Annotated in this window: 14 protein-coding genes, 1 tRNA gene and 1 pseudogene; 10 read left to right on the top strand and 6 right to left on the bottom strand. The window is 56.8% G+C overall.

Translation table 11 applies throughout. From position 1 onward, the window contains the following. The first annotated feature begins 11 nt into the window (after positions 1–11). Positions 12–479 carry an NfeD family protein gene (locus DVR09_RS00735; RefSeq protein WP_115415240.1) on the top strand — a complete coding sequence of 156 codons (468 nt, stop codon included), beginning with the start codon at positions 12–14 and terminating at the stop codon, positions 477–479. A gap of 1 nt (position 480) precedes the next feature. Here the strand turns inward: DVR09_RS00735 and DVR09_RS00730 are convergent, their stop codons facing one another. Further along, positions 481–1,431: a complex I NDUFA9 subunit family protein gene (locus tag DVR09_RS00730; RefSeq protein ID WP_115415239.1), complete on the bottom strand. Its 951-nt coding sequence runs from the start codon at positions 1,429–1,431 to the stop codon at positions 481–483. A 173-nt stretch (positions 1,432–1,604) separates the two neighbouring features. Between DVR09_RS00730 and DVR09_RS00725 the strand changes: the two genes are divergently transcribed. From DVR09_RS00725 to DVR09_RS00680, 9 genes are all read left to right on the top strand, one after another. Continuing rightward, a tRNA-Leu gene (locus DVR09_RS00725) sits at positions 1,605–1,691 on the top strand. Positions 1,692–1,875: 184 nt separating this feature from the next. After that, positions 1,876–3,063, top strand: a complete 1,188-nt coding sequence (locus DVR09_RS00720) for a tyrosine-type recombinase/integrase (protein ID WP_115417700.1) — start codon at positions 1,876–1,878, stop codon at positions 3,061–3,063. A gap of 57 nt (positions 3,064–3,120) precedes the next feature. Beyond that, positions 3,121–3,426, top strand: a complete 306-nt coding sequence (locus DVR09_RS17045) for a hypothetical protein (protein WP_162814800.1) — start codon at positions 3,121–3,123, stop codon at positions 3,424–3,426. A gap of 516 nt (positions 3,427–3,942) precedes the next feature. Further along, the gene (locus tag DVR09_RS00715) at positions 3,943–4,128 is read left to right on the top strand and encodes a helix-turn-helix domain-containing protein (protein ID WP_115415238.1); all 186 of its coding nucleotides are present in this window, start codon (positions 3,943–3,945) and stop codon (positions 4,126–4,128) included. A gap of 104 nt (positions 4,129–4,232) precedes the next feature. Then, positions 4,233–5,573, top strand: coding sequence for a VapE domain-containing protein (locus DVR09_RS00710; protein ID WP_115415237.1), 1,341 nt, complete (start codon positions 4,233–4,235; stop codon positions 5,571–5,573). A 272-nt stretch (positions 5,574–5,845) separates the two neighbouring features. Then, the gene (locus tag DVR09_RS17855; protein WP_115415236.1) at positions 5,846–6,160 is read left to right on the top strand and encodes an HGGxSTG domain-containing protein; all 315 of its coding nucleotides are present in this window, start codon (positions 5,846–5,848) and stop codon (positions 6,158–6,160) included. Positions 6,161–8,560: 2,400 nt separating this feature from the next. Beyond that, the gene (locus tag DVR09_RS00690; protein WP_234041491.1) at positions 8,561–10,291 is read left to right on the top strand and encodes a DUF262 domain-containing protein; all 1,731 of its coding nucleotides are present in this window, start codon (positions 8,561–8,563) and stop codon (positions 10,289–10,291) included. Positions 10,292–10,325: 34 nt separating this feature from the next. Further along, positions 10,326–12,452: a site-specific DNA-methyltransferase gene (locus DVR09_RS00685; RefSeq protein ID WP_115415232.1), complete on the top strand. Its 2,127-nt coding sequence runs from the start codon at positions 10,326–10,328 to the stop codon at positions 12,450–12,452. 3 nt (positions 12,453–12,455) lie between these two features. Beyond that, complete coding sequence (locus DVR09_RS00680) at positions 12,456–15,050, top strand: DEAD/DEAH box helicase family protein (protein ID WP_115415231.1); 2,595 nt, start codon at positions 12,456–12,458, stop codon at positions 15,048–15,050. Positions 15,051–15,079: 29 nt separating this feature from the next. On the opposite strand, the gene DVR09_RS00675 is transcribed toward DVR09_RS00680, so the two are convergent. The 5 genes and pseudogenes from DVR09_RS00675 to DVR09_RS00650 form a co-directional block, all read right to left on the bottom strand. After that, on the bottom strand, positions 15,080–15,691 hold the full coding sequence (locus DVR09_RS00675; protein ID WP_199798579.1) for a hypothetical protein: 612 nt from the start codon (positions 15,689–15,691) through the stop codon (positions 15,080–15,082). 342 nt (positions 15,692–16,033) lie between these two features. Continuing rightward, entirely contained in the window at positions 16,034–16,492 is a 459-nt protein-coding gene (locus DVR09_RS00670) for an Eco29kI family restriction endonuclease (RefSeq protein ID WP_115415230.1), read from the bottom strand. Between the two features lie 163 nt (positions 16,493–16,655). Next, positions 16,656–16,844 (bottom strand): PDDEXK family nuclease, encoded by a 189-nt coding sequence (locus DVR09_RS00665; protein ID WP_234041586.1) that lies wholly within the window; start codon positions 16,842–16,844, stop codon positions 16,656–16,658. A 477-nt stretch (positions 16,845–17,321) separates the two neighbouring features. Further along, a pseudogene (locus tag DVR09_RS00655) lies at positions 17,322–18,693 on the bottom strand (transposase). A gap of 306 nt (positions 18,694–18,999) precedes the next feature. Beyond that, on the bottom strand, positions 19,000–21,027 hold the full coding sequence (locus DVR09_RS00650) for an alkaline phosphatase D family protein (RefSeq protein WP_115415228.1): 2,028 nt from the start codon (positions 21,025–21,027) through the stop codon (positions 19,000–19,002). Positions 21,028–21,035: the final 8 nt, after the last annotated feature.

The following is a 21,035-nucleotide window of genomic DNA, read 5'->3' as shown; positions in this document are numbered from 1 at the left end:
GCGTTCGGGCGATGGATGGCGTCGAAACCTATTGGGTCTGGCTGATCGTCGGCCTGACGCTGGCCATGTTGGAAATGGTGGTGCCCGGGGTTTACCTCATCTGGCTGGCGATGGCGGCGCTGGGGATCGCGGTGCTGGCCTTTATCTCCGCGCCGCCGCTGGCCTTGCAGATCGTCGCCTGGGTCTCGCTGTCGCTGATCTTTGCCTTTTCGGCCAAGCGCTGGCTGCGCGATCGCCCGATCGTCTCCTCCGATCCGCTGCTCAACAACCGCGCCGGGCGGCTGGTGGGCGAGACCGCGCTGGTGACGCAGGCGATCGCCGATGGGGAAGGGCGAGTAAAGGTGGGCGATAGCGAGTGGATCGCGCGCGGCGCCGACGCGGAGGCTGGCACGCGCGTCCGCATTACCGGCAGCAGGGGCGCGGAACTGCTGGTCGAGCCCGTGGCGCTGCTCGCGGACGACAGCGCCACCGAAGATTAGCTCAGGCGCGCAGCCGTTCGTTGAAGCGGCCGTGCTTGCGATAGCGGACCATCCACTTGTCGAGGAACAGGCCAAGCGGCTTGGGCTCGATCCCTAACTTGGCAAAGCCAGGGAAATCGCCCGAGACTACGTTGCCCTGCTTGAGCAGTTGCCATTGGTCGCTGCCCATCGGTGTGCCGGGCAGCGCTGCGAAGGTTGCCGACAGGGCATCAGGCATGGGCAGGAAGCTGCGATTACGGTTCTGCGCTGTGGCAATGGCCTGATTGATTTCCATCATGGAGAGCTGTTCGGGTCCGCCCAGCTCGTAAGTCTTGCCGCCATGCGTGCCCGGGTCCTCGAGCGCGCGTACCGCTGCTTCGGCGACATCGTCGACATAAACCACCTGTAGCTTCGAATCGGGGGCGAAGACCGGCAGGACGGGCAGCGCGGAGATGAGCCCGGCGAACATGTTGATGAAATTGTCGTCCTTGCCGAACAGGATGCTCGGGCGCAGGATGGTCGCCTTGGGAAAGGCGGCCAGCACGCGCTCTTCGCCGAGCTTTTTGGCCCCGGCATATTCGATTTCGGTACCCTCCTCGGGCTCGGCGGCGATCGCGCTGACATGCACGAACGCGCTGGCGCCTTGCCTGGCGGCTGCCTCGGCCATCCAGCCGGGTGCTTCGCCCATCAGACGGTAGAGATCGCCGTCGAAGGCGCCGACCAGATTGACCACCGCATCTGCGCCGACAATGCAACGCTCGACCGACTGGCGATCGCTCGCATCGCAGCGCGCAAACTGCATCTGGCCGAGATTGGCGAGCGGCTTCAATTTGAATGCTTTTTCGGGGTTTCGGCTGGCGATGCGTACCCGCGCGCCGCGCGACAGCAGCGCTTGCGCCACGTAATTGCCGATGAAGCCGCTGCCACCCATCAGCACCACCAGCTTGCCGTCCAAAGCGCCGCTCTTAGCCATCGTAATCGCCTGTATCCTAGTCGCTGAATTTGTCGCTGCGCCCCTTGCCTCAACCCTTGGCCGCCCGCAAGCGTTCCGGCGGTCGCGAAAGACGTTGACAGGACTCGCCCCCCTTCGCTAGTGGCGCGCCCCTACCCGCAGCCGTGCTTCGATGACCGGCCAGCGACAAGTGTGCCCAGATGGCGGAATTGGTAGACGCACCGTCTTCAGGTGGCGGCGCTCGCAAGGGCGTGGAGGTTCGAGTCCTCTTCTGGGCACCATTTTCCTGATCTCAGATGCTTGCCAATGGTTGAAAAACCATTGGAAATCGGCCATTTATTTGTACCGATCGATCGCCAGCGTTCCTCCACGTTCGTCGGGATTTGGGGCCTCGCGGGGCCTATCTGGGGGCCAGGCCCCCAAGAATATGGCTCGCTGGCGACATTTTTGAGAATGAGGCCCCCAATGGCGCTGACCGATGTCCAAATTCGTCAAGCAAAACCGAGGGATAAGGAGTACAAGCTCGCCGATGGCGGTGGGTTGTACCTACTTGTACGGCCAAGCGGATCCAAGCTTTGGAAGTTGAAACTGCGAATCAAAGGCCTCGAGCAGAAACTCTCATTCGGTACCTATCCTCAGATCTCCCTGAAGGAAGCTCGATCAAGACGCGATGAGGCGAAGTTAGAATTAGCTCGTGGCGGTGATCCAGTTCAGCGTCGGCGCAATGAGAAGCAGACTGCAATGCTCAGTGCGGGGAACCGCTTTGAAGACGTTGCAGAGGAATTCATAGCTAAACGCGAAGCAGAGGGTCTCGCACCCTCCACCGTAAAAAAGGCAAAGTGGTTTCTCGACCTGCTCCGTGTGGGGATTGGCAAGAGGCCTATCGCTGAAATTACGCCCCAGGATCTGTTACTCGTCTTGAAGAAGGTCGAGCGCCAGGGAAAGCGAGAGAGCGCCAAACGAGCTCGCTCCTTTGCGAGCCGAGTATTCAGGTATGGAGTAGCAACTGGAAGGTGCAGTGCCGATCCCGCGCAACCTCTTCAAGGAGCGTTGGTAGCTCCTGTTCCGAAGCACTACGCAGCTATTCTAGAGCCAGAGGAACTAGGTATTTTGCTGAGGGCTATCGAAGGTTTCGATGGCTACCCGATCACGAAATTTGCCCTTAGGATCACACCACACGTTTTCGTTCGCCCGGGCGAACTAAGGCTAGCGAAATGGGATGAGATCGACCTTGAAAAATCCGAGTGGAGGATTCCGGCTGGGCGTATGAAGGCTCGCCGCCCGCACACGGTGCCGCTCTCGCGTCAGGTCTCAGCAATGTTCGAGGAGCTGCGTAGCCTGCTTGGTAATAACGGATTTGTGTTCCGATCCCTGCATGCTCGAGGCCGCCCAATGAGCGAAAACACAGTCAATCAGGCGCTCCGCAGGCTTGGTTATGGCGGTAGTGAAATGACGGCTCATGGTTTCCGCTCGACAGCCTCCACTTTGCTCAACGAGTCCGGTCTTTGGAGCGCGGATGCCATCGAACGGTCGCTGGCTCACCAAGACGTCAACGCTATCCGCGGGATCTATCACCGAGGGGCCCATTGGGACGAGAGGGTGGAGATGGCCCAGTGGTGGAGTGACTATCTCGATGAACTGCGTGAAGGGTAAAGAGTGCGCTGAATAGGCAAGGTTGGGAGCGCGATACTGAACATGAAGGGTGATGCCATGAAGGCCTATTTGGTGCGCTTGAACTCAGAGCAGGAACTTTCGTTTGAGATCGTAGGATTCTTCTTTGCTTCCGATGCTGAGCAGCTCTGGCGTCTTGTCGACGAATGCTGTGAGGCGGACGATTGCGAAATGCTCGAGCTTGAACCAGGAGGCATCTTTTGGGACCAAGCAGTTGGCTACATCCTCCCTATGCCAACCTCTGAAACAGCTCCCCCTTTACCACCCAACGCCCAAATGACCGAAAGTTGGGTGGCTGCTGTCTTCGGGGACGGAGTTTGGGAGAAGATACCTTCTCCATACTGAGAAGAAAGTAACCTGCATTTAAGCCGGTGGTGATTGAGTAGATAGTAGCTACGGAGGATGGCGGCTGCTTCTCTTGAGCCAAGCTCGCAACATCTTTCTGGCAGATGCTTGTCTCCAGTGCCTCCTCGCGGTTTCCCATAGGTGAAGTTATATTGGCCTGTGCTATCTCTGAGTAGATCGTCGCCAAAGAGAACTCCGGACCCAAATACTTCCGATCTAGTGATGTTAAGTCAAAGTACTACGCTGTTTAGCGTAGGCAGGTTTCAGCGCTAAGCAACTGAGTTTGGGAGAGAAAAAGATTTTTGACTACCTGGGCGCAAGGCGAGAGACGGTGGGTCCTTCCCTATTAAATATAAAGTGTATGATATTGACATCTAGAAAGTGCGGCCAAAGTTAGGTCTAAAAAATAAAAAAACTTCTATACAAAACAGTGCTTTTAGATTCGCCGGTGATTGCCTATAATCATATTTGTTCCTGAATGATCGGGGGCGATTATTGGATAGGTGTGAGGTAGATATGTCAAAAATTGAACCGATGCTTACTTCGGTCGAAAGTGCTCGTGAGGCACTCGGTCTTGGGCGCACGACTCTTTATTCATTGATCAACGAAGGCCGCTTGGAAACAGTAAAGCTGGGCCGCCGTACGCTGGTGAAAGTGTCGAGTATGAAAGATCTGATCGAAGAGACAGAGGCCGTCTCATGACTACTTCGCCAAGCGAAAAGGCCGGCAAGCGCTGCAACGCTTCCGGCCTTTGGGATGCCAAAGCTCACTGCCTGACATCCCACTCATAACCAACTGATTGTCCGATGACCAGTCTTAATCGCTGCAACGCTGCTTGCGGCGCAAATCTGCGTATGGGCAACATAAGACATATGATGCGGGAACTTCACATGAATGATAGCAACTTTACCCCTCAACTTCCGACGATTAGTCGATCGCAAATCCAGAAGAACTCCCATTCTTCGCCATTCTCACCAGCTAGCTTTTCCACTGCAAAACAACCGAGGTCGAAAGCAGTCAAGCTGGTTCAACTGCTACAGGCAGGCATTCTTGGGACAGTCAGGTGGGATGAATTTATCAGTGCAGCAGTGCTCGATAGATCAGGCACCCGCACAATTCTGGACGAGAACGAAATCTTCGGCCTCGTTCTTGAATGCGAAGTTTTGGGTTTGGAGCGTGTCGCCTCTTCAGACTTTGGCAGAATTTTAACTTATGTTGCTAAGCAAAATCGCTTTGACAGCGCCCAAGAACGATTGGCTCGCCTTCCAACTTGGGACGGCATCAAGCGTATCGAAAGATTCCTGCACACGCACATGGGGGTTGATGACACCCCCTACTCGAGAGCAGTAGCACGGTACATTTGGTCCAGCATGGTGGCCCGATTGGTTGAGCCAGGATGCAAGGCTGACATGATGCCAGTCCTTGTTGGGGCGCAGGGCACTGGCAAATCGGAAGTGCTAAAACGCATGGCGCTAGACCAGAGTCATTATGTAGACGTACGTCTGGCGGATCGCCCAAACGATCTCGTTCAGACGGTATTCGGCCGGTCTTTGTTGATTTGGGAAGAGCAGCAGGGCGTTAAAGGGAAGAGCGACTTCGATCGTGCCAAGACTTTCCTGAGTAGGGAGTACCTAGAGGTCCGAAGTGCTGCCAAGCGTATTGGTAATGATCGGTATCCCTGCCGGCACGTGGTGTTTGGGACATCAACTTCCAGCAGCTTCCTGAGGGACCCTGGCGGACACCGGCGTTTTCTTCCGCTGAGCATTGGCGAGATTGACCTCCGACTGGTCGAGGCTGACATTTTCCAGCTTTGGGCGGAAGGCTTGCACATGGTGTTGCAGCGTCAGCAGTTGGGTAAGTCGCTCGTGGACTACAAGGAAGCCGAGCAGCGGGCGAAAGCTGAGCACAAAAACTACCTTAAGCAAGCGCGGTGGGTAGACGATGCTGGGTTGAGTCAGTGGCTCGACCGCCAGCAAACTCCATTCTCAACGGCGGATGCTCTCGAGGCGATCGGATTCGACTCAAAAGCCACTTTACGCGAGAAACGCGAGATGGCCGATAGCTTGCGCCAATTGGGCTATGTGCAAAAGCGGAAACGGGTCCACGGGCAAAGCTTGGATCGCTGGCGGAAAGACACCGCTCACTAGACGCACGCCCAGGTACACACTCAGGTACACACTCAGGTACACATTCAGGCACACGGGCAGTCCCAGATTTCTGCGTGTTACGCTCAATGTGTGCCTGAGTTGGCCCCCCTACTTTACTACTCTTAATTGTAATCACAATTGAGGCCACAAGGTGCGCTCGTGGCTAGCCCATGAGTGCGATAGCCACAGCTAAAAGTTGAATATTTGCTCAATTTTGTGACTGCAGGAGTAGCCGTGCGAATGACTCATTCCAAAATCGAACGGACAATCCCATGCAACCGGAAATTTTAGCCAACGCGCCACGCTGTGGGGCCAAGACGAGGTCGGGTAAGCCATGCCTATCTCCAAGAGTGAAAGGCCGGCGCCGTTGTCGAATGCACGGAGGAACCAACAAGGGCGCTCCAAAATGCAATCGGAACGCATGGCAGCATGGCAACCGGTCTACCGAAGCTGAAGCGCAACTCAAAAAATTGAGCCAAGCTAACCGAGATCTCAGGCTTTCACGAAAGCTCAGAGAGGGTCGGCATCTAACGCCGAAAGAGCATGATAGGCTCCTAGATGAGTACCTTCGCATCAAGGCGCTCTAGATCCACCCTTCGCGGTATTGAGCCAGCCAACTTCGCAACGAAGCCTCGCCCCAATCCGCAGCGGAGCGCAGGATTGGGAGCGAAGGCGCTAGTGAGAAGTTGGCTGGCGGAAGGATAAGCCTGCTACTCATTATCTCTTTTCTCGAACCAGCTTGCCTCATCCTCAGCCATCCCGGCCATAGCCGCCTGCGGCGGCTCTGTTGGGCGACCGGCTGAAGCAAACTGGTCCGATGGATTTTATCGCGGAAGGAGAAAGTTAATGCGGGAAAAGGTTACTCGACGGTGCCTAAGCGAATTAGGACGAGTTGGTTGGCGTGGTCGTCGGCACATTAGGCATGAGCAATCACCAGTTTCGTCTTGCCGCACATGTAACACTCATCCTGCCAGCGATGGTATGAGGGAGTCACCGCCAGTGCGGAAGTAACCCGTTGGGCCTGCTGTCTGCGACTCAAGCCAAGGGCCGCCGTAATACAATCATCGCACACCCCTTGAGCGTCCTTGCCAGGTATCATTTCGACAATTTCATGAGCGATCATTCGGCTTTCTCCTCCTGTCGGTCACTAAGCATAACATGGGAATGGCTGACGAGGGCGTCAAAACTCGAACCGAGGCACTACCAGGAGCTTGATCGCAAAGGTGTCCCGATGGGTGACCAAACCCACCGGGACGAGCGGGAAAACCCAGAAAAATCGTCCCGCCCATAGTCGATGCATTAGGCCGCTCAGCAGCAACGCTGACGAGAAACCACTATGCAGTTCTCGGAGCTTCTGGCTTGTCTGAGTGACCTTGGTTAGAGGCTTCGCCAAGGCGTGAGCATATTGAAGCTGGGTGAAGGTCCTTTAAACAGTTCGGTTTCTCTCCTGAACTAGGTGACGGAAGATCCTGATGCAGGCATTCACCTCCGCTAACGCGTCTGGCGGTTCAGGGGAGTCTACGCCCAAGAGTTGCTCGACGCATTCTCCCAAGGTGGGCATTTTCGGATGATATTTGCCGGCTAGCATCATCTCGTCCGTCGGGGCCGAATGGACGAACGGCAGTGAGTGAAGGGCCGTGCAATAGAGGCGGCAAGGGGGAATGTAACCTCTCGATGTTGCTTGGGCTCCGGCTATCGCCATGTTGATCACGTGGAGATGGATGTTGTGGCCGATTAGGCAATCCACCTTCCTGGCTCTCGTACGAAACCACCGAATGACATCTATCGCGTCCATTCCCTGGTTCCGTGATGGCTCCAGTGTGTCAATCAGTCCCTCGCTGGAATCCGTTTGGCCTTTGTCTGCCAGTTGAAGGTCTACTGGTGTGGTTAGATGGTCAAGTTCGTTTCCGGATTTGTCGAAGGTGATACCCGTGAAGTGTAGAAGCCTCGGCTGTGACTTATCATCGAGTCCGAGGTGGGGATGCGGCAAGCCGCTCATCTTGGTTCTTATTGCTAGGTACATGGACATATTTCCTTTTCCATAGGGTTCAGACCCAGAAAAAGGCTCGTTGATTCTAGCGGGACGGTGCTGAGGATGTGTTGACGCCACTGCGCTCTACTCAATCTCGACTGAGCATGATCGCCCAGATTGCCCCTTCTGGAGATGTGTTGTTGGCGGCGCGTCTCTAAGGAATATGCGACCGAACCAGCAGGCGCCGATAGCGGTGGAGTGTTGATGCGATGAGGGGGGGCGTCCAATCAGCAGGAGCTTACCCCCCGGGGGGTGTTGTTGTGTTGGGGGCCGTCACTGTACACACAATAGCGTAGTACCTAATTAGAAAAAACTTCGGCATGCCGTAAGTTCAACTCTTCTCCTATCTTCCTCTGGTTCCTCGGGCACTTGGAGTGCAGGCAACCCCGCCAGATCGCAGCTTCGCGAGGACCGCCGGGGGTATGCCAGAAGCAGACGGTGACAAAAAGCCAGCCGCCTAAACAAACCTACCCCAAAGGAAATTCCGTGTCCTGGGTTGCTCGTGTGGTGATCTGGCTCTTTCGGGTTCTTACCCCTGCGGTAGCCAGCTGAGCCATAGCTTGCCTGCGAGTACGCAGAAATGGGGGGCGGACGGGCTAAAGCATAGCTTGTTAGCCTTCTGCCAAGCTTCGTTTGAGCAAGATTAGTTGCGGCCTAATCACGTTCGGAGCAGATTGGTACGAGCTCCTTTGCACTAAACTGTTCTCGAGTGATAACGAGTCCTAGTTTCCCAAGGGGCTTGAGCGGCTCGGCGAGAAGGTTTTGACGAATGCGGAGTACATCAAAGCGCGGTCTCAGAGTACCGGGCATGAGCGTGTACTCACCATCTTGACAAGCTATGGCAAGGTGCCAGCCACACGGCAGGCTGATCTGATCCTGGGGCTCGGTCAACGAAGCGCAAATTCCGAATAGTACCCGGCACTCAGCTATTGCTTGATCGTGGACGATATGGTGATTGGCCCGACGGGGCTTGCTATTCAGGGTTGCACGAATGTCGAAGAAAATCAGCGGTGCGGAATATCCACTTTCCAAGATATTCAGTTCAGAGTTCGAATATGTCATCCCCTCGTACCAAAGGCCATACGCTTGGACTGTCGATCAAGCCTCAGAACTGTTTGACGATCTGAAGTCGTTCTATGAAACCGAAGATGAAGAAGGCTACTTCCTTGGTAGCATCGTTCTAATCAAGAACGAGGACAGGCCTTTTGCTGAGGTCATCGACGGGCAGCAGCGTCTCACCACACTCACCATCCTCTTTTCGGTTCTCTCGTCGGTCCACGATGGAGCAAACAAGGACGAGTTGAAGGGCTATGTTGTCGAGCCTGGAAAGAAGGCGGAAAAGATCGATCCCAAACCCCGCCTCACCCTGCGGGAGCGCGACAAGGCATTCTTCCGGAAGTATGTGCAGGAATTCAGGCTGGACGAACTTGCCGAGCTTGATGAGTCGGCTCTCGAGAATGAGGCTCGCGCCAATATCCTCCGTAACGCGGTTCACTTGCGGAAATCGGTAGAGGCTGCCTTCAACACGCCTGAGGAGTTGCTTGAGTTTGCGAGCTTCCTGCTGACCCGCTGTTTCCTCGTAGCCGTATCAACCCCCAACGAAGCTTCGGCGTTCCGGGTCTTTTCGGTCATGAACAGCCGAGGTTTAGATTTGCAGCCGACAGACATCATCAAGGCCGACATAATTGGCAAGATAATGGGGGAAGAGGATCGTCAGGAGTACAACGACAAATGGGAGGAAATGGAGGTCGAGCTAACCCGCGATGGCTTCCGCGACCTCTTCACCTATCTCAGGATGATCTACGCCAAGGAGAAGGCGAAACGGACTTTGCTGGAGGAATTCCGTCTCCATGTTCTGCCCGACAATCCGGACCCGCGAGAATTCATCGATGACGTGCTTGAGCCTTATGCCGACGCGCTGGAGGACATTCGCAAGGCCTCGTACACCGCAGTCAGCCACGCCGAGACGGTCAATTTCTACATCACCTGGCTCAACCGGATCGACAATTCGGACTGGATTCCGCCAGCCATGCTGTTTCTCAAGAAGCACAAGAACAGCCCCGCGCTTCTGGCGGACTTCTTCCAACGGCTTGAGAGGCTGGCCGCGTATATGCACGTCTGCCGTATCTACGTGAATGAGCGCATCGAAATCTTCGGTAATCTCATCGCAGAAATTGAAGAGGGCAAGGAGCTGGACGATATGGACTGGCTCCACCTCGACGAGGACGAGATGGAACTGTTTCGAGATACGCTTGATGGCAATGTGTACGAGTTCACACCACGCCGAAGGAACTATCTGCTGCTTCGCCTCGATTCATTCATTGCGGATGGCGCGGCCACCTATGATCCCAAAATTCTCACCATCGAACACGTCTTGCCGCAAACGGTGGATGACGATTCCGAGTGGGCCAAATGGTGGCCGGATGGCGATCAGCGCAAAGCCTGGGTGCATCGCCTTGCCAACCTCGTTCCGCTCAACAAGAAGAAGAACAGCGCGGCGCAGAACTACGATTTCGACAAGAAGTGCGATACCTACTTCAAGGGCAAGAGCGACGTATCATCCTACGCCCTCACCAGTCAGGTTCTCTCCAAAAAGAAATGGACGCCTGCGATCCTGCAAGCGCGCCAGGAGCAGTTGCTGGACGTGCTGATTGAGAATTGGGAGCTTGAGGGCGACGAAGAATGATCCGCTTGCCAAGCCGAATCGACAAGGGAATTGAATGTCGCGTCTGACTGATCTGATTGCGAGGACAAAAGCCAAGGATGCCGATCTGGGGCGGGAGCTTGAGCGGGAGTTCAAGGCGCTCTCATCGCGGCGAGCGTTTGGCCTGAATTTCGAGCGCCACCGGCCGGAAAACGTCGAGTTGCCTGGTCGCCCGATCCGCAAGGGTGACAAGGTACGCATCCTACCCGAACGCGGATCGACCAAGAAGGGCGATCAGCGGCTTTGGAAGGTGAGGAGCCTTGCGGGCAAGGGTGCCGAGCGCGTGGCCAGCCTTTCCCTGCTTTACACCGATGAGCCGGAGCAGGCCGAAGCGCCGGTTGCCGATCTGGTCGTGGTGGCTGAATTTCGGGACTACATCTATCCCGGCCTTGTCAGCACCGGGAAGGTCGAGATCGGCGGTGACAAGCCGTATCACACCGTGATCAATGGCGAGAATTTCCATGCGCTGGAGGCGTTGACGTTTACCCACCGCGGCAAGGTGGATGCGATCTATATCGACCCGCCCTACAACACCGGCGCGCGGGACTGGAAATACAACAACGACTACGTGGAAGGCGAAGACCAGTATCGTCACTCGAAGTGGCTGGCCATGATGGAGCGACGGCTCTTGGTGGCGCGTGAATTGCTAAATCCCTCTAAAGCAATCTTGATCGTCTCCATCGACGAGAAGGAGTTCCTGCGGCTGGGCCTTCTCTTGGAACAGATTTTCCCGGAAGCATCGATCCAGATGATCAGCTCAGTAATCAACCCATCGGGCGCTGCCAGAACATCTGCCTTTCGCCGGACAGATGAATACATTTTCTTCGTCTTCTTTGGAACCGGGCCGAAAGAGTTACCATTGCCGGTAGAATGGCGCATTACGCGCGATAAGAGAGCAGAAGGATTAAGGTGGGATGGGCTGCTGAGATCGGGAAGTAATACTCAACGTGAAGATCGTCCCAATCAGTTTTATCCAATATTTGCAAAAGAGGTCGATGGGGTGGCGGTAATCCACTCTATCGGCGAGACCTACGAAGGGGAAGATAGGGGTTCAGTAGCGGCTCCGGAGGGGGCCGTTGCAATATGGCCTATCCGCAGAAACGGCACCGAAGGAAATTGGCAAGTCGGCGCGCCAAGTGCACGCCGCCTCTGGGAGAAGGGTTATCTGAGGCTTGGGAAATGGCGGGCAGCGGAAACTACGGTTTCATACATTAAGCGTGGTGGACGCGCGAAGATCGAGGAAGGGATATTCCCGATTGTCGGTCGGGCGAGCGATAATTCAGTTATCGTAGACGACTCCGGATATAATTCGCTTTTTGTTCCCGGCACTCAATGGCGGATACCTTCTCACAGTGCTGAGCAAGGTGGAACTAAACTGCTTCGCAGCTTTTTGCCTGCGCGAAGTTTTCCGTTCCCAAAGAGCCTCTACGCAGTCGAAGATGCACTTCGCTTTTTCGTTTCCGATCTACCCAATGCAACCATTCTCGATTTCTTCTCTGGCTCTGGAACTACGGCCCATGCGGTCATGCGGCTAAACAAGCAGGATGGTGGCAAACGCCAGTGCATCTCCGTCACAAACAATGAGGTTGGCGCTGATGAGCAAGGCAAGCTGCGCAAGGAAGGTTTTCGTCCCGGGGATGAAGAATGGGAGCAATGGGGAATTTGCGACCATATTACGAAACCCCGAATCCGCGCCGCGATCACCGGACAAACCCCGGAAGGGCAGCCGATCAATGGTGATTACAAGTTCACCGATGAGTTCCCGATGGCCGATGGCTTCCAGGAAAACGCCGAGTTCTTCACGCTCACCTATGAAACCCCGGTCGCAGTTAGCCATAATCGCGCCTTCGAGCGCATCGCCCCGCTTCTGTGGATGCGCGCCGGGAGCGTGGGAAGTCGGATCGATTCCTTGCCGCAAGGCGGTTGGGCAGTCGCTGATTGCTATGGCTTGCTGACCGATCTGGATCAGGCAGCGCCCTTTTCCGAAGCGATCCACGGCAAGGGCAGCATCCGAATCGCCTATATCGTCACTGATGACGAAAGGCGCTTCCAGTCGGTCGTGCGGCAACTGCCCGAAACGGTCGAGCCGGTGCGACTGTATGAATCCTATCTCACCAACTTTCGCTTTTCGATGGGACGCTGAGCCATGAAGTTCACGCTGAAGGACTATCAGGAAGAAGCCGTTGGCGACGTTCTCGACCGGCTGGATGAGGCGCGAGAAGATTGGCACGGCAAGAGGAAACGCATCAGCGCCTTTTCGCTCACCGCCACGACCGGGGCAGGCAAGACCGTTATGGCGGCGGCTGTCTTTGAGGCTCTGTTCTACGGCAACGACGACCACGAGTTTGAAGCTGATCCCGGCGCGGTCTTGATCTGGTTCAGTGACGATCCGTCATTGAACGAGCAATCAAAATGGCGACTGCATCAGGCTTCCGACAAGCTCACAGTTTCCGATCTGGTGACGGTCGAAAATACCTTCAGCCGGGAGAAGTTCGAGCCGGGGAAGGTCTATTTTCTCAACACGCAAAAACTGGGCAAGAAGAGCCTACTGGTGCGCGGGCACGATCCCGATGATGAGGGGTTGGAGAGGACCGCGACGGGCGAGCGGCTGATGCCCGATCTGCGCTCGCACACGATCTGGGACACGATCCAGAACACCATCGAAGACCCGGATTTGACGCTCTATCTGGTGCTCGATGAAGCTCACCGGGGGATGCGTGATGGCGGCAACACGGGTGAGCGGGGCAGGCCCACTATTGTGAAGCAGCTAATCAATGGCACCGGCACTGTTCCTGGCATTCCGATTGTCTGGGGTATCTCTGCGACCGTGAAGCGGTTCAACGATGCGATGCAGGGCATGCAGGACCGCATCAAACTTCCTGACGTCGTGGTCGACTCCCAAAAGGTGCAAGACAGCGGCTTGATCAAGGACACGATCAAGCTTGATGTGCCCGATGAAGTAGGCGACTTCGCAACCGTGCTGTTGCGGCGCGGGACGGAACGCCTACGCGATATGACGAAGGCGTGGGCAGACTACAGCGCCGATCAGGCGCAGGGCGAAACTGTTCAGCCACTCATGGTGATTCAGGTGCCGAACAATCCCGATCCGAATGAGATTGGGCGCTGGCTCGACACGATCTTCGAGACGTGGCCTGACTTGCCGCATGATTGTGTGGCCAACGTGCTGGGCGAACACCGGAAGGAGCAATTCGGAAGCTACTCCGTGCCCTATGTCGAGCCGGAGAGAGTACAAGAACGCGATGATATTCGAATCCTGATTGCCAAGGATGCGATCAGCACCGGCTGGGATTGTCCACGTGCCGAAGTGATGGTGTCTTTCAGGGCGGCGAGCGACCGCACGCATATTACGCAGTTATTGGGCCGGATGGTCCGCTCTCCATTGGCACGGCGCGTACCCGGCAATGATCAACTCAATGCGGTCGATTGCCTCTTGCCAAAGTTCGACAAGGTGGCGGTCGAAGCAGTTGCCAATGCGATCATGACAGGAAGCGATGCCGAAGGAGATACACCGCTGAAGCGAGTGCTGATCCAGCCGGTCGTTCTGTTGCCGAACCCCGCCATGCCGCAAGCATTGTGGGACAAGTTCGTTTCCCTCCCATCGCAATCCTTGCCGAAGAAGTCGGCTCGCCCTGTAAAGCGGCTCACGGCCTTGGCACACGAGCTGGCGCATGATGGCCTGTTGCCTGATGCTGGAAAGAAAGCACACGCGGCGATGCACAAGGTGATGGACGGTCTGCAAGCCGATCTGGCGGCTGAGATTGTCAAGGCTCGCAAGAACGTGCTCACGGTCGAAGGCAAGACCCTGACAGCGGACATTGTGACCGGCGGCACGAGTTTTGACGACTTCGTGGAGGCGGCGGACTATGCGGTGATTGAAGATGCCTATCTGCGGGCTGGGCGGATCATAAGCCCTGATTTGGCCACGAGCTACAGCGAGCATCTGGCAAAGCAGAATGAGGCTCCTGACGACGAAGAAGAGGCGCTGATTGATGCACACACCGACATTGCGGCTTTAGGGCTGATTGATGCGGTGAAGGTGCGGCTGGAGCAAGCAGCAGAAGCCTTGGCGAATGATTGGCTGAGCGAGCATCAGGCGGCAATCGCAAAGCTGAGCGACAAGCGGCGCGATGCTTATCGCGAGATTAGCGAACTGAGCGCAAAACCCTTCGACGTGAAGCTAGAAATGCCACGATCCCGGCTCCAACCGACAAAGGTGCTAGAGAACGGGATGGAAACCGACTTGCCAACATACGGCGAGCACTTGCTTTGCGATGAATGTGGCCAATTCCCAGATGTTATGAACGAATGGGAAATAAAGGTGCAATCGATCGAGATGGCACAGGATGGCCGCATCGGCTGGTATCGCAATCCGCCGCGCACCGCCCCGGAAAGCCTTGGTATCATTTATGACTATGCGGGCAACACCGAGATCATGCGACCGGACTTTCTGTTCTTCAGCAAGAACGGCGATGGGGAGATTCTGGCCGACATAGTCGATCCGCACGGGGAACACTTTGCCGAGAGCCTACCAAAGCTGCGCGGCCTGGCTGACTATACCGAAAAGCACGGCGCGCATTATCGACGGATTGAAGCCGTTGCCAGACTGGATGGGACCTATCGAGTGCTTAATCTCAAAAGTTCTGATGTGCGGGAAATGGTGCGCCAAATGACGAGTGCGAAGCAGGCTTATCTCGATGCTCTAAGCGCAGTTTACGGCTGATCTGACTTAGAACTTTGCTTTTCTTCGAGCTAAGGGGCTGCGTCAATAAGGTGGCCGAGATACCCATCGCAACCGGAGAAATAACCTTCCAAAGCCTTCATCACGTCGGATAGATTCTCAAGATGTGTCCTGGCAAAGGCAATGGGCAAAGGAGCGCCCTTTTGATCCACTGGGTATCGATAGGCGTCAGATTTCGGGTCAATCTTGGCAAACTGCCCGATAACTGATGCGACGATTGGATCAGCTTCGTCTGGGTCATCTGTGCCGAAGCGGTCTAGAATTTCTTCAAATGTGATCCACAGCTTTTCAAGATCATGAGAGTTCCAAATCGCCTTGATCCCGACATGTGGACCGTAAGTGGCGATTAAATACTTGAGAGAGAGTTCGATAAACTGCCGGTAGTTGAATATTGCAGGGTAGACGAGGGAATCGCGAAGCGCTCTGTTCTCGGTCGTCTTCGCCACGACGAGATCAGCCGCCACCTTGTAGCCATCAATCATCAACGCCAGACGGGTAAAGTCATTCTCCGCGATCATTGCATCGTCGACGGGATCATCCGCCTCTACAAATGGTTCATCACCCTGCATTGGCCATCGAAACGGCTGGTTCAGGATTTCAGCAATTGCGTTGTGCTTTCCCATCGAAACTTCCAATCTGAACTTTCACCGCGATCTTTTCCAGTCAGTATTTCACTCAGAGACAAGAACCAACAGTGAGGGATGCAGCGAAGGGGAGCCAACCTTGATTGGGGGCCAGTTTGGGGGCCGCAATTAGATCGCTAAAGAATATTCACCAAGTTATCAGATATTTGAGATCTCTATGCGAGTCCTCTTCTGGCACCATTTCTCTTGAAAATGCGCTAGTTTTCAGGTGTTTAAGCTAACTCTGAAAAACTAGTCCACCTTGGCGCCCACCCTGAAATTCGCGAAGCGGTGGCTCGGCATGAGCTGCAATGTTCAGCTCGTGGGCCTACTCTATGCGATTCAACCTTGCCGCAACTCGTCTATGAAGCTGCTCAGGACGGCTTCCAATTCGATATATGCCGGATAATCGGCGAAGTGTGCCGCTAACTCCGCGTTGATCCGCGAACGTGACTTTGCGTCCTCGGCGGAATCGGCTGCCCAAGCGCGACCAGGATGGAGTGTATCCCAGGGCGAACGTTTGTTCGCGCGTGTCGTGGCGGAATCGCCATGCTTACCAAGGCCGTAGAGGATGTTGGTTTCGCTGTTCCAGATCGGACGAAAGAGGTGGATCAGATAATCCTCGGCCGCAGTCTCCCATCCACTTTGGACAACGAGCGAACGGAACTCGAAGTCCACCAAATCAATTGTCGTTGCGGCTTTCGCGATGTTCTTGCGATGCTCGTTGAGGCGCTTCGAAAGCTTGTCGCCTTGCTCGGCTGGCGTGCGCGCGTTTGACAGCGCGGGCGCGGCCTGGCCCACATAGATGGGTGTCTATGTTCCGCTGATTGGTCCGTAGGCTGCAAAGTCGCCTTTATAGTATATGGCATATACGCCAGAGCCGTAGAATTTCGGGATCTCTGCCAAAGGATGATGTTCTTGGGCAACCAGCGCCAACGCGACGAAACGACCCACAACCTTGGGATTACTCGGATCGAAGACGGTGGTAGGCTGAGCAATCATGAACGAACACGACTCGCTTGCGGGGCCTGAAAACCAAGTCAGGCCTACCTGGCAATTCAGGCGCGTGCAGGCGATAACGGTAGCCCATCGAGTGCACCAACCTGCGGATTATCATTTCGGGCTTCGTATCCCTTGAACGGACGAGGCCCATGCGCTTGCTGCGTTCAGCGGTTGAAAGCGTGTCGGTCACTTGGTGAGAGTAGCGGACAGACGACTCGGCTTGAAGGACTCCCCCACAGCAATCTGATTTGCTAGCCTCTCTACTTCTCGGGTATTGTCGTAAACCGGAGCATCGCGATGAGGATACTATCGAAGCGTCAGCTCAAGAAGCTTGTTCTGTACTCGCCGCAGCATATCGCACGACTGGAAAAGGCCGGGCAATTCCCCAAGCGTGTAAACCTAGGTCCTTGCAGAGTGGGTGGGTTGAGGACGAAGTGCTCGACTGGCTCCAACAACGACTGGACCGCCGAGGAGCGCCTAGTCGACACTCCTCTTGAAGGAGTGGGTCATCGGGTTTGCAAGCTCGGTCACCCAATGGCTGGTTCTGAGCCTAATCTGTTGAAGAAGTCGTAGCTTGCGTTGGCTGAGTTGTGGTGCGGACAGGGGCCGAGCGGAGGTCCTGTCCCGCTCAGGCGGGTGCGAGCCCCGGCATCGGTTGCATCTTGGCCAGTTTGCGGAGATTCTGGGCTGCTGCGGCTAGGTGGAACTCGTCTTTTGCCCCATTCGGACCGCGCAGACGCAGGCAATCCAGCTTTAGGATACGTTTCAGGTGCGCGAACAGCATCTCGACCTTCTTCCGCTGGCGGCGCGAGACGAGATAGGCATCGGTGTTGGCGATATCGCGCGCCATGTCGCGTGCACCTTCGTGGACCGAGCGCATGATCTTGCGGGCTTCCATGTTGGGAGTGCAGCGCGGCTTGAGAGCGCAAGCGTCGCAGTCGAACTTGCTGGCACGGTAGCGGATGAAGCCATCGGCATCGGCGAGCGGGCGCGGGGTCCTGAAGTTCCTGTTTGTTGGGCGCAGGCGATTGCCACCGGGGCAGATATAGCTGTCGTCTTCATGGTTGTAGGTGAAGGCTAATCGCTCGAACGTGTCGTCCCGGCGAGCGGACTTGTCGAACACAGGGATATGTGGTTCGATCCCTCGGTCTTCCACCAGCCAGGCCAGGTTCGGCGCAGAGCCGTAGGCTGTATCGGCGACGAGCTTCTCGGGCCAAAGGCCGAAGCGCTCCTGCGTTCGCTCGATCATCCGGCGCTGGGCGGTCACCTCGGCCTGGCGCACCGATGTGGTCGCCTCGACATCGACGATCACGGCATGGTCGAGATCGATCAGGTAGTTGGTCGAGTAAGCATAAAAGGCAGAGCCGCGTGTCGCTGCGGTCCAGCGCGCTGCCGGATCGGTAAGGTTGACGCGCTTGGGTGTGACCGGCGTCGATCCGCCGAACGCGGCATCGTCGAGCACTTCGAGATACTCGGTAACGGCGCGTCCCACCGCTTTGGGCGGCAGCTCCTCTTCGCCAGGCACCGATCGCTGTCGATGAACATCAGCGCGGATCAGGCTGGCATCGACCGCGAAGCCCTCCGCGCCCACAAGCCCTTCGGCCATGCACCGCTTTACGGTCATCTCGAACAGCTTGCGCAAAAGGTCGCTGTCGCGGAACCGTCCGCGCCGGTTCTTCGAGAAGGTCGAGTGATCGGGCACCGCACCATCGAGATCAAGCCGACAGAACCAGCGATAGGCAAGGTTGAGATGGACCTCCTCGCATAACCGCCGCTCCGACCGGATGCCCATGCAGTATCCGATCAGCAGCATGCGGAATCAGCTCGGGATCGATCGAAGGCCGACCCATCGAACTGTAGAACGGCTTCAGGTGCTCGCGGATGCCTTCGAGATCGACGAACCGATCAATCGAACGCAGAAGGTGATCTTCGGGAACATGATCTTCAATGCGGAAGCTGTAGAACAGCGCCTCCTGCATCACCGTCCGCTGACCCATCATCAGCACACCTCCCAATTGCGAAGATCACTGAATCAGTAGGTCAGCTCTTCTGCAAACGGAGTTTTTCAACACAATAAGGGCGGTAGGAGACTGTCCGGTCCAGGGAACCGAACTTGGGAAAGCAGACATTCGGACGAACCAACCACTCAGACAGCGGCCGCCGACATAGCAGTTGTTCGGTGGGCAAAACCGAGGCCTCGAAAGCAGCCTTTCATCAAGCTTGCGCCCGGTAGGCCGAAACGGCGTAGCCGGGAACGATCCTGAAAGGCAGTTCGTAGCGGCAATGATAGTGATCTGGCCAGTCGTTCAAGCGTGCAGGTCGAACGGGAAGGGTGTGGATCCATCAAATGTCGGCGCCATTGGGCTGGAACGTCCATCGTCAAACATCACAACGCGATAGGCCGGGCCAATGACGGTATCATATTCGCCCGCCAACTGCGCGGCGTCGTAGCTGTCATACGTGCCGGTGAGCCCATCCTCCATGACTTCTACGGTCAGCGCTCCATGCGACCGCACGTCGAGATAGTCGATGTGCCGCAGCCGCCGCTGTGCTCCCGCGAGTGACAATGCGGTCCCGGCGCGCAGGTCGGCGAGCAGCGGGCGGGAGGTATCCCGCCCATAGAGGAAGGACAGGTTGATCCAGCGAGCCGTCGGGCCGGTTTGCGGCCCACCGATCAGGTCCGCTGCCTCGCTGCCAGCCATCTCACCAGCGACGAAACTGCCAAGAACGTCGCCCAACGCTGTTGAACTGATCCCGGCCACGCAGAACTCACTCGCAACGCGGCGACCGCCGGACATCAGCCCGCCAGCGAAATGCATATGATGATCACCCGACAGGAAAACCGTGCCGCCGATACTCCTTGAAGCGATATAATCCAGAAGTGCGCTGCGGGCAGCGGGATAGCCTTCCCAGCTGTCGATCGTCAGCGCGACCTCGTCCGCCACGGTCTCGCGGCTTGCCAGGTCGTAGCGGAAGTCGAGAGTAAGCGGCATTAGAGGAACCGAACTGGCGCACAGCTTCCATTTTGCACAGGACGTAGTGAGCGTTTCTTCCAGCCATTGCGCCTGCCTTTCGCCCAGCATGGTGCCGGGGGCCTTGTTGTGGCGATCGTTCACGATCGTCCGGCCATCGTGTTCGAAGCTTTCGGATGCGGCGCTGCCATCATCATTGCGCCCTCGATCGCAGGTCCCGATCATTTTGGTGGGCAGCAGGGCGCGCGCATGGAGCGAGAGCTTCTTCGCCTGATCCGGCGCAACGGGCGGTTCAGAGCGGTAGGACCGGCTGTCCGTCAGCACGATATCGGCCAACGCGCCCCAGCGGAGCTTGCGCGGAAGGCCGATGCAATCCACCGCCGCGCGATTATTCGGCTCTTCCTCGGCACTCAGATCCGATCCGCGGCCGAAGCGGACATTCTCCACACTGACCGGCGCATAGTCATGGCCCAGCGGACCGGTCAGCCGCGCCGGGACATATTCAAACCACGCTTGGCTCGCCGCCACACGGCGCTGTTGCGAAGGCTCGCCCGCGTCGGTGTAGGTGGCCATGCTCTGCCAGCAATCGTTCGAGAACTCGTGATCGTCCCAGATGCACAGGAACGGGAACTGCGCCCGCGCCGCGCGCAGCCACGGGTCCGACAGGTAGGTGCGATAGAGATAGCGATAGTCCTCGACACTCTCCGCATACTGATAGCTGAGCGGACGGCCCGAGATCCCGTCATTTGTTTCCCAACTACGCCCTGGCAGGGTCAGTGGGCGGATGCCCTCGCGGAACACCAGTTCGTAGATGAAGTCGCCGAGGAACAGCACGAAGTCGAGCGGTGCTTCACCGCTGCGGTCGCGCTCCACCAGATTGCGATAGGCATGATAGCGGCCGGTCTGGAAGTTCTGGCACGAGACGCTGGCGAAACGGAACGGCGCGGCGGAAGCCGGATCGGGCGCGGTGCGGGTGCGCCCGGTCTCGGAGCGGGCGCCGTCCGCCGTCAGGAAGCGATAGTAGTAATGTCGCGCGGGCTGCAATCCGCCGACCGCGACGCGCACCGTATGATCGAGATCGGGCAGGGCGTCCACCTGCTGCTCCACCAGCACCCGCTCGAACGAAGGCGTTTCGGACAGCTGGACCACCAACGGCACCTTGCCCGCCTTTGCTGGCGCAAACACGCGGGTCCAGACAATCACCGATTCCGGCTCCGGGTCCGCCGAGGCCACGCCTTCGGGGAAGACCATGCCGTCCGCCCGGTCTTGTGCGCGGGCGAGCGGCGCAAAGGCCGATCCGGCCATCACCGAAATGGTGCCCATGGTCATGAGCTGAAGCAGGCTGCGCCGGTTGGTCTTCATCGTCTGTC

It is taken from the genome of Erythrobacter aureus, assembly GCF_003355455.1.
Classification (GTDB): domain Bacteria; phylum Pseudomonadota; class Alphaproteobacteria; order Sphingomonadales; family Sphingomonadaceae; genus Qipengyuania; species Qipengyuania aurea.
This window is presented reverse-complemented; position numbering and strand designations above follow the sequence as displayed.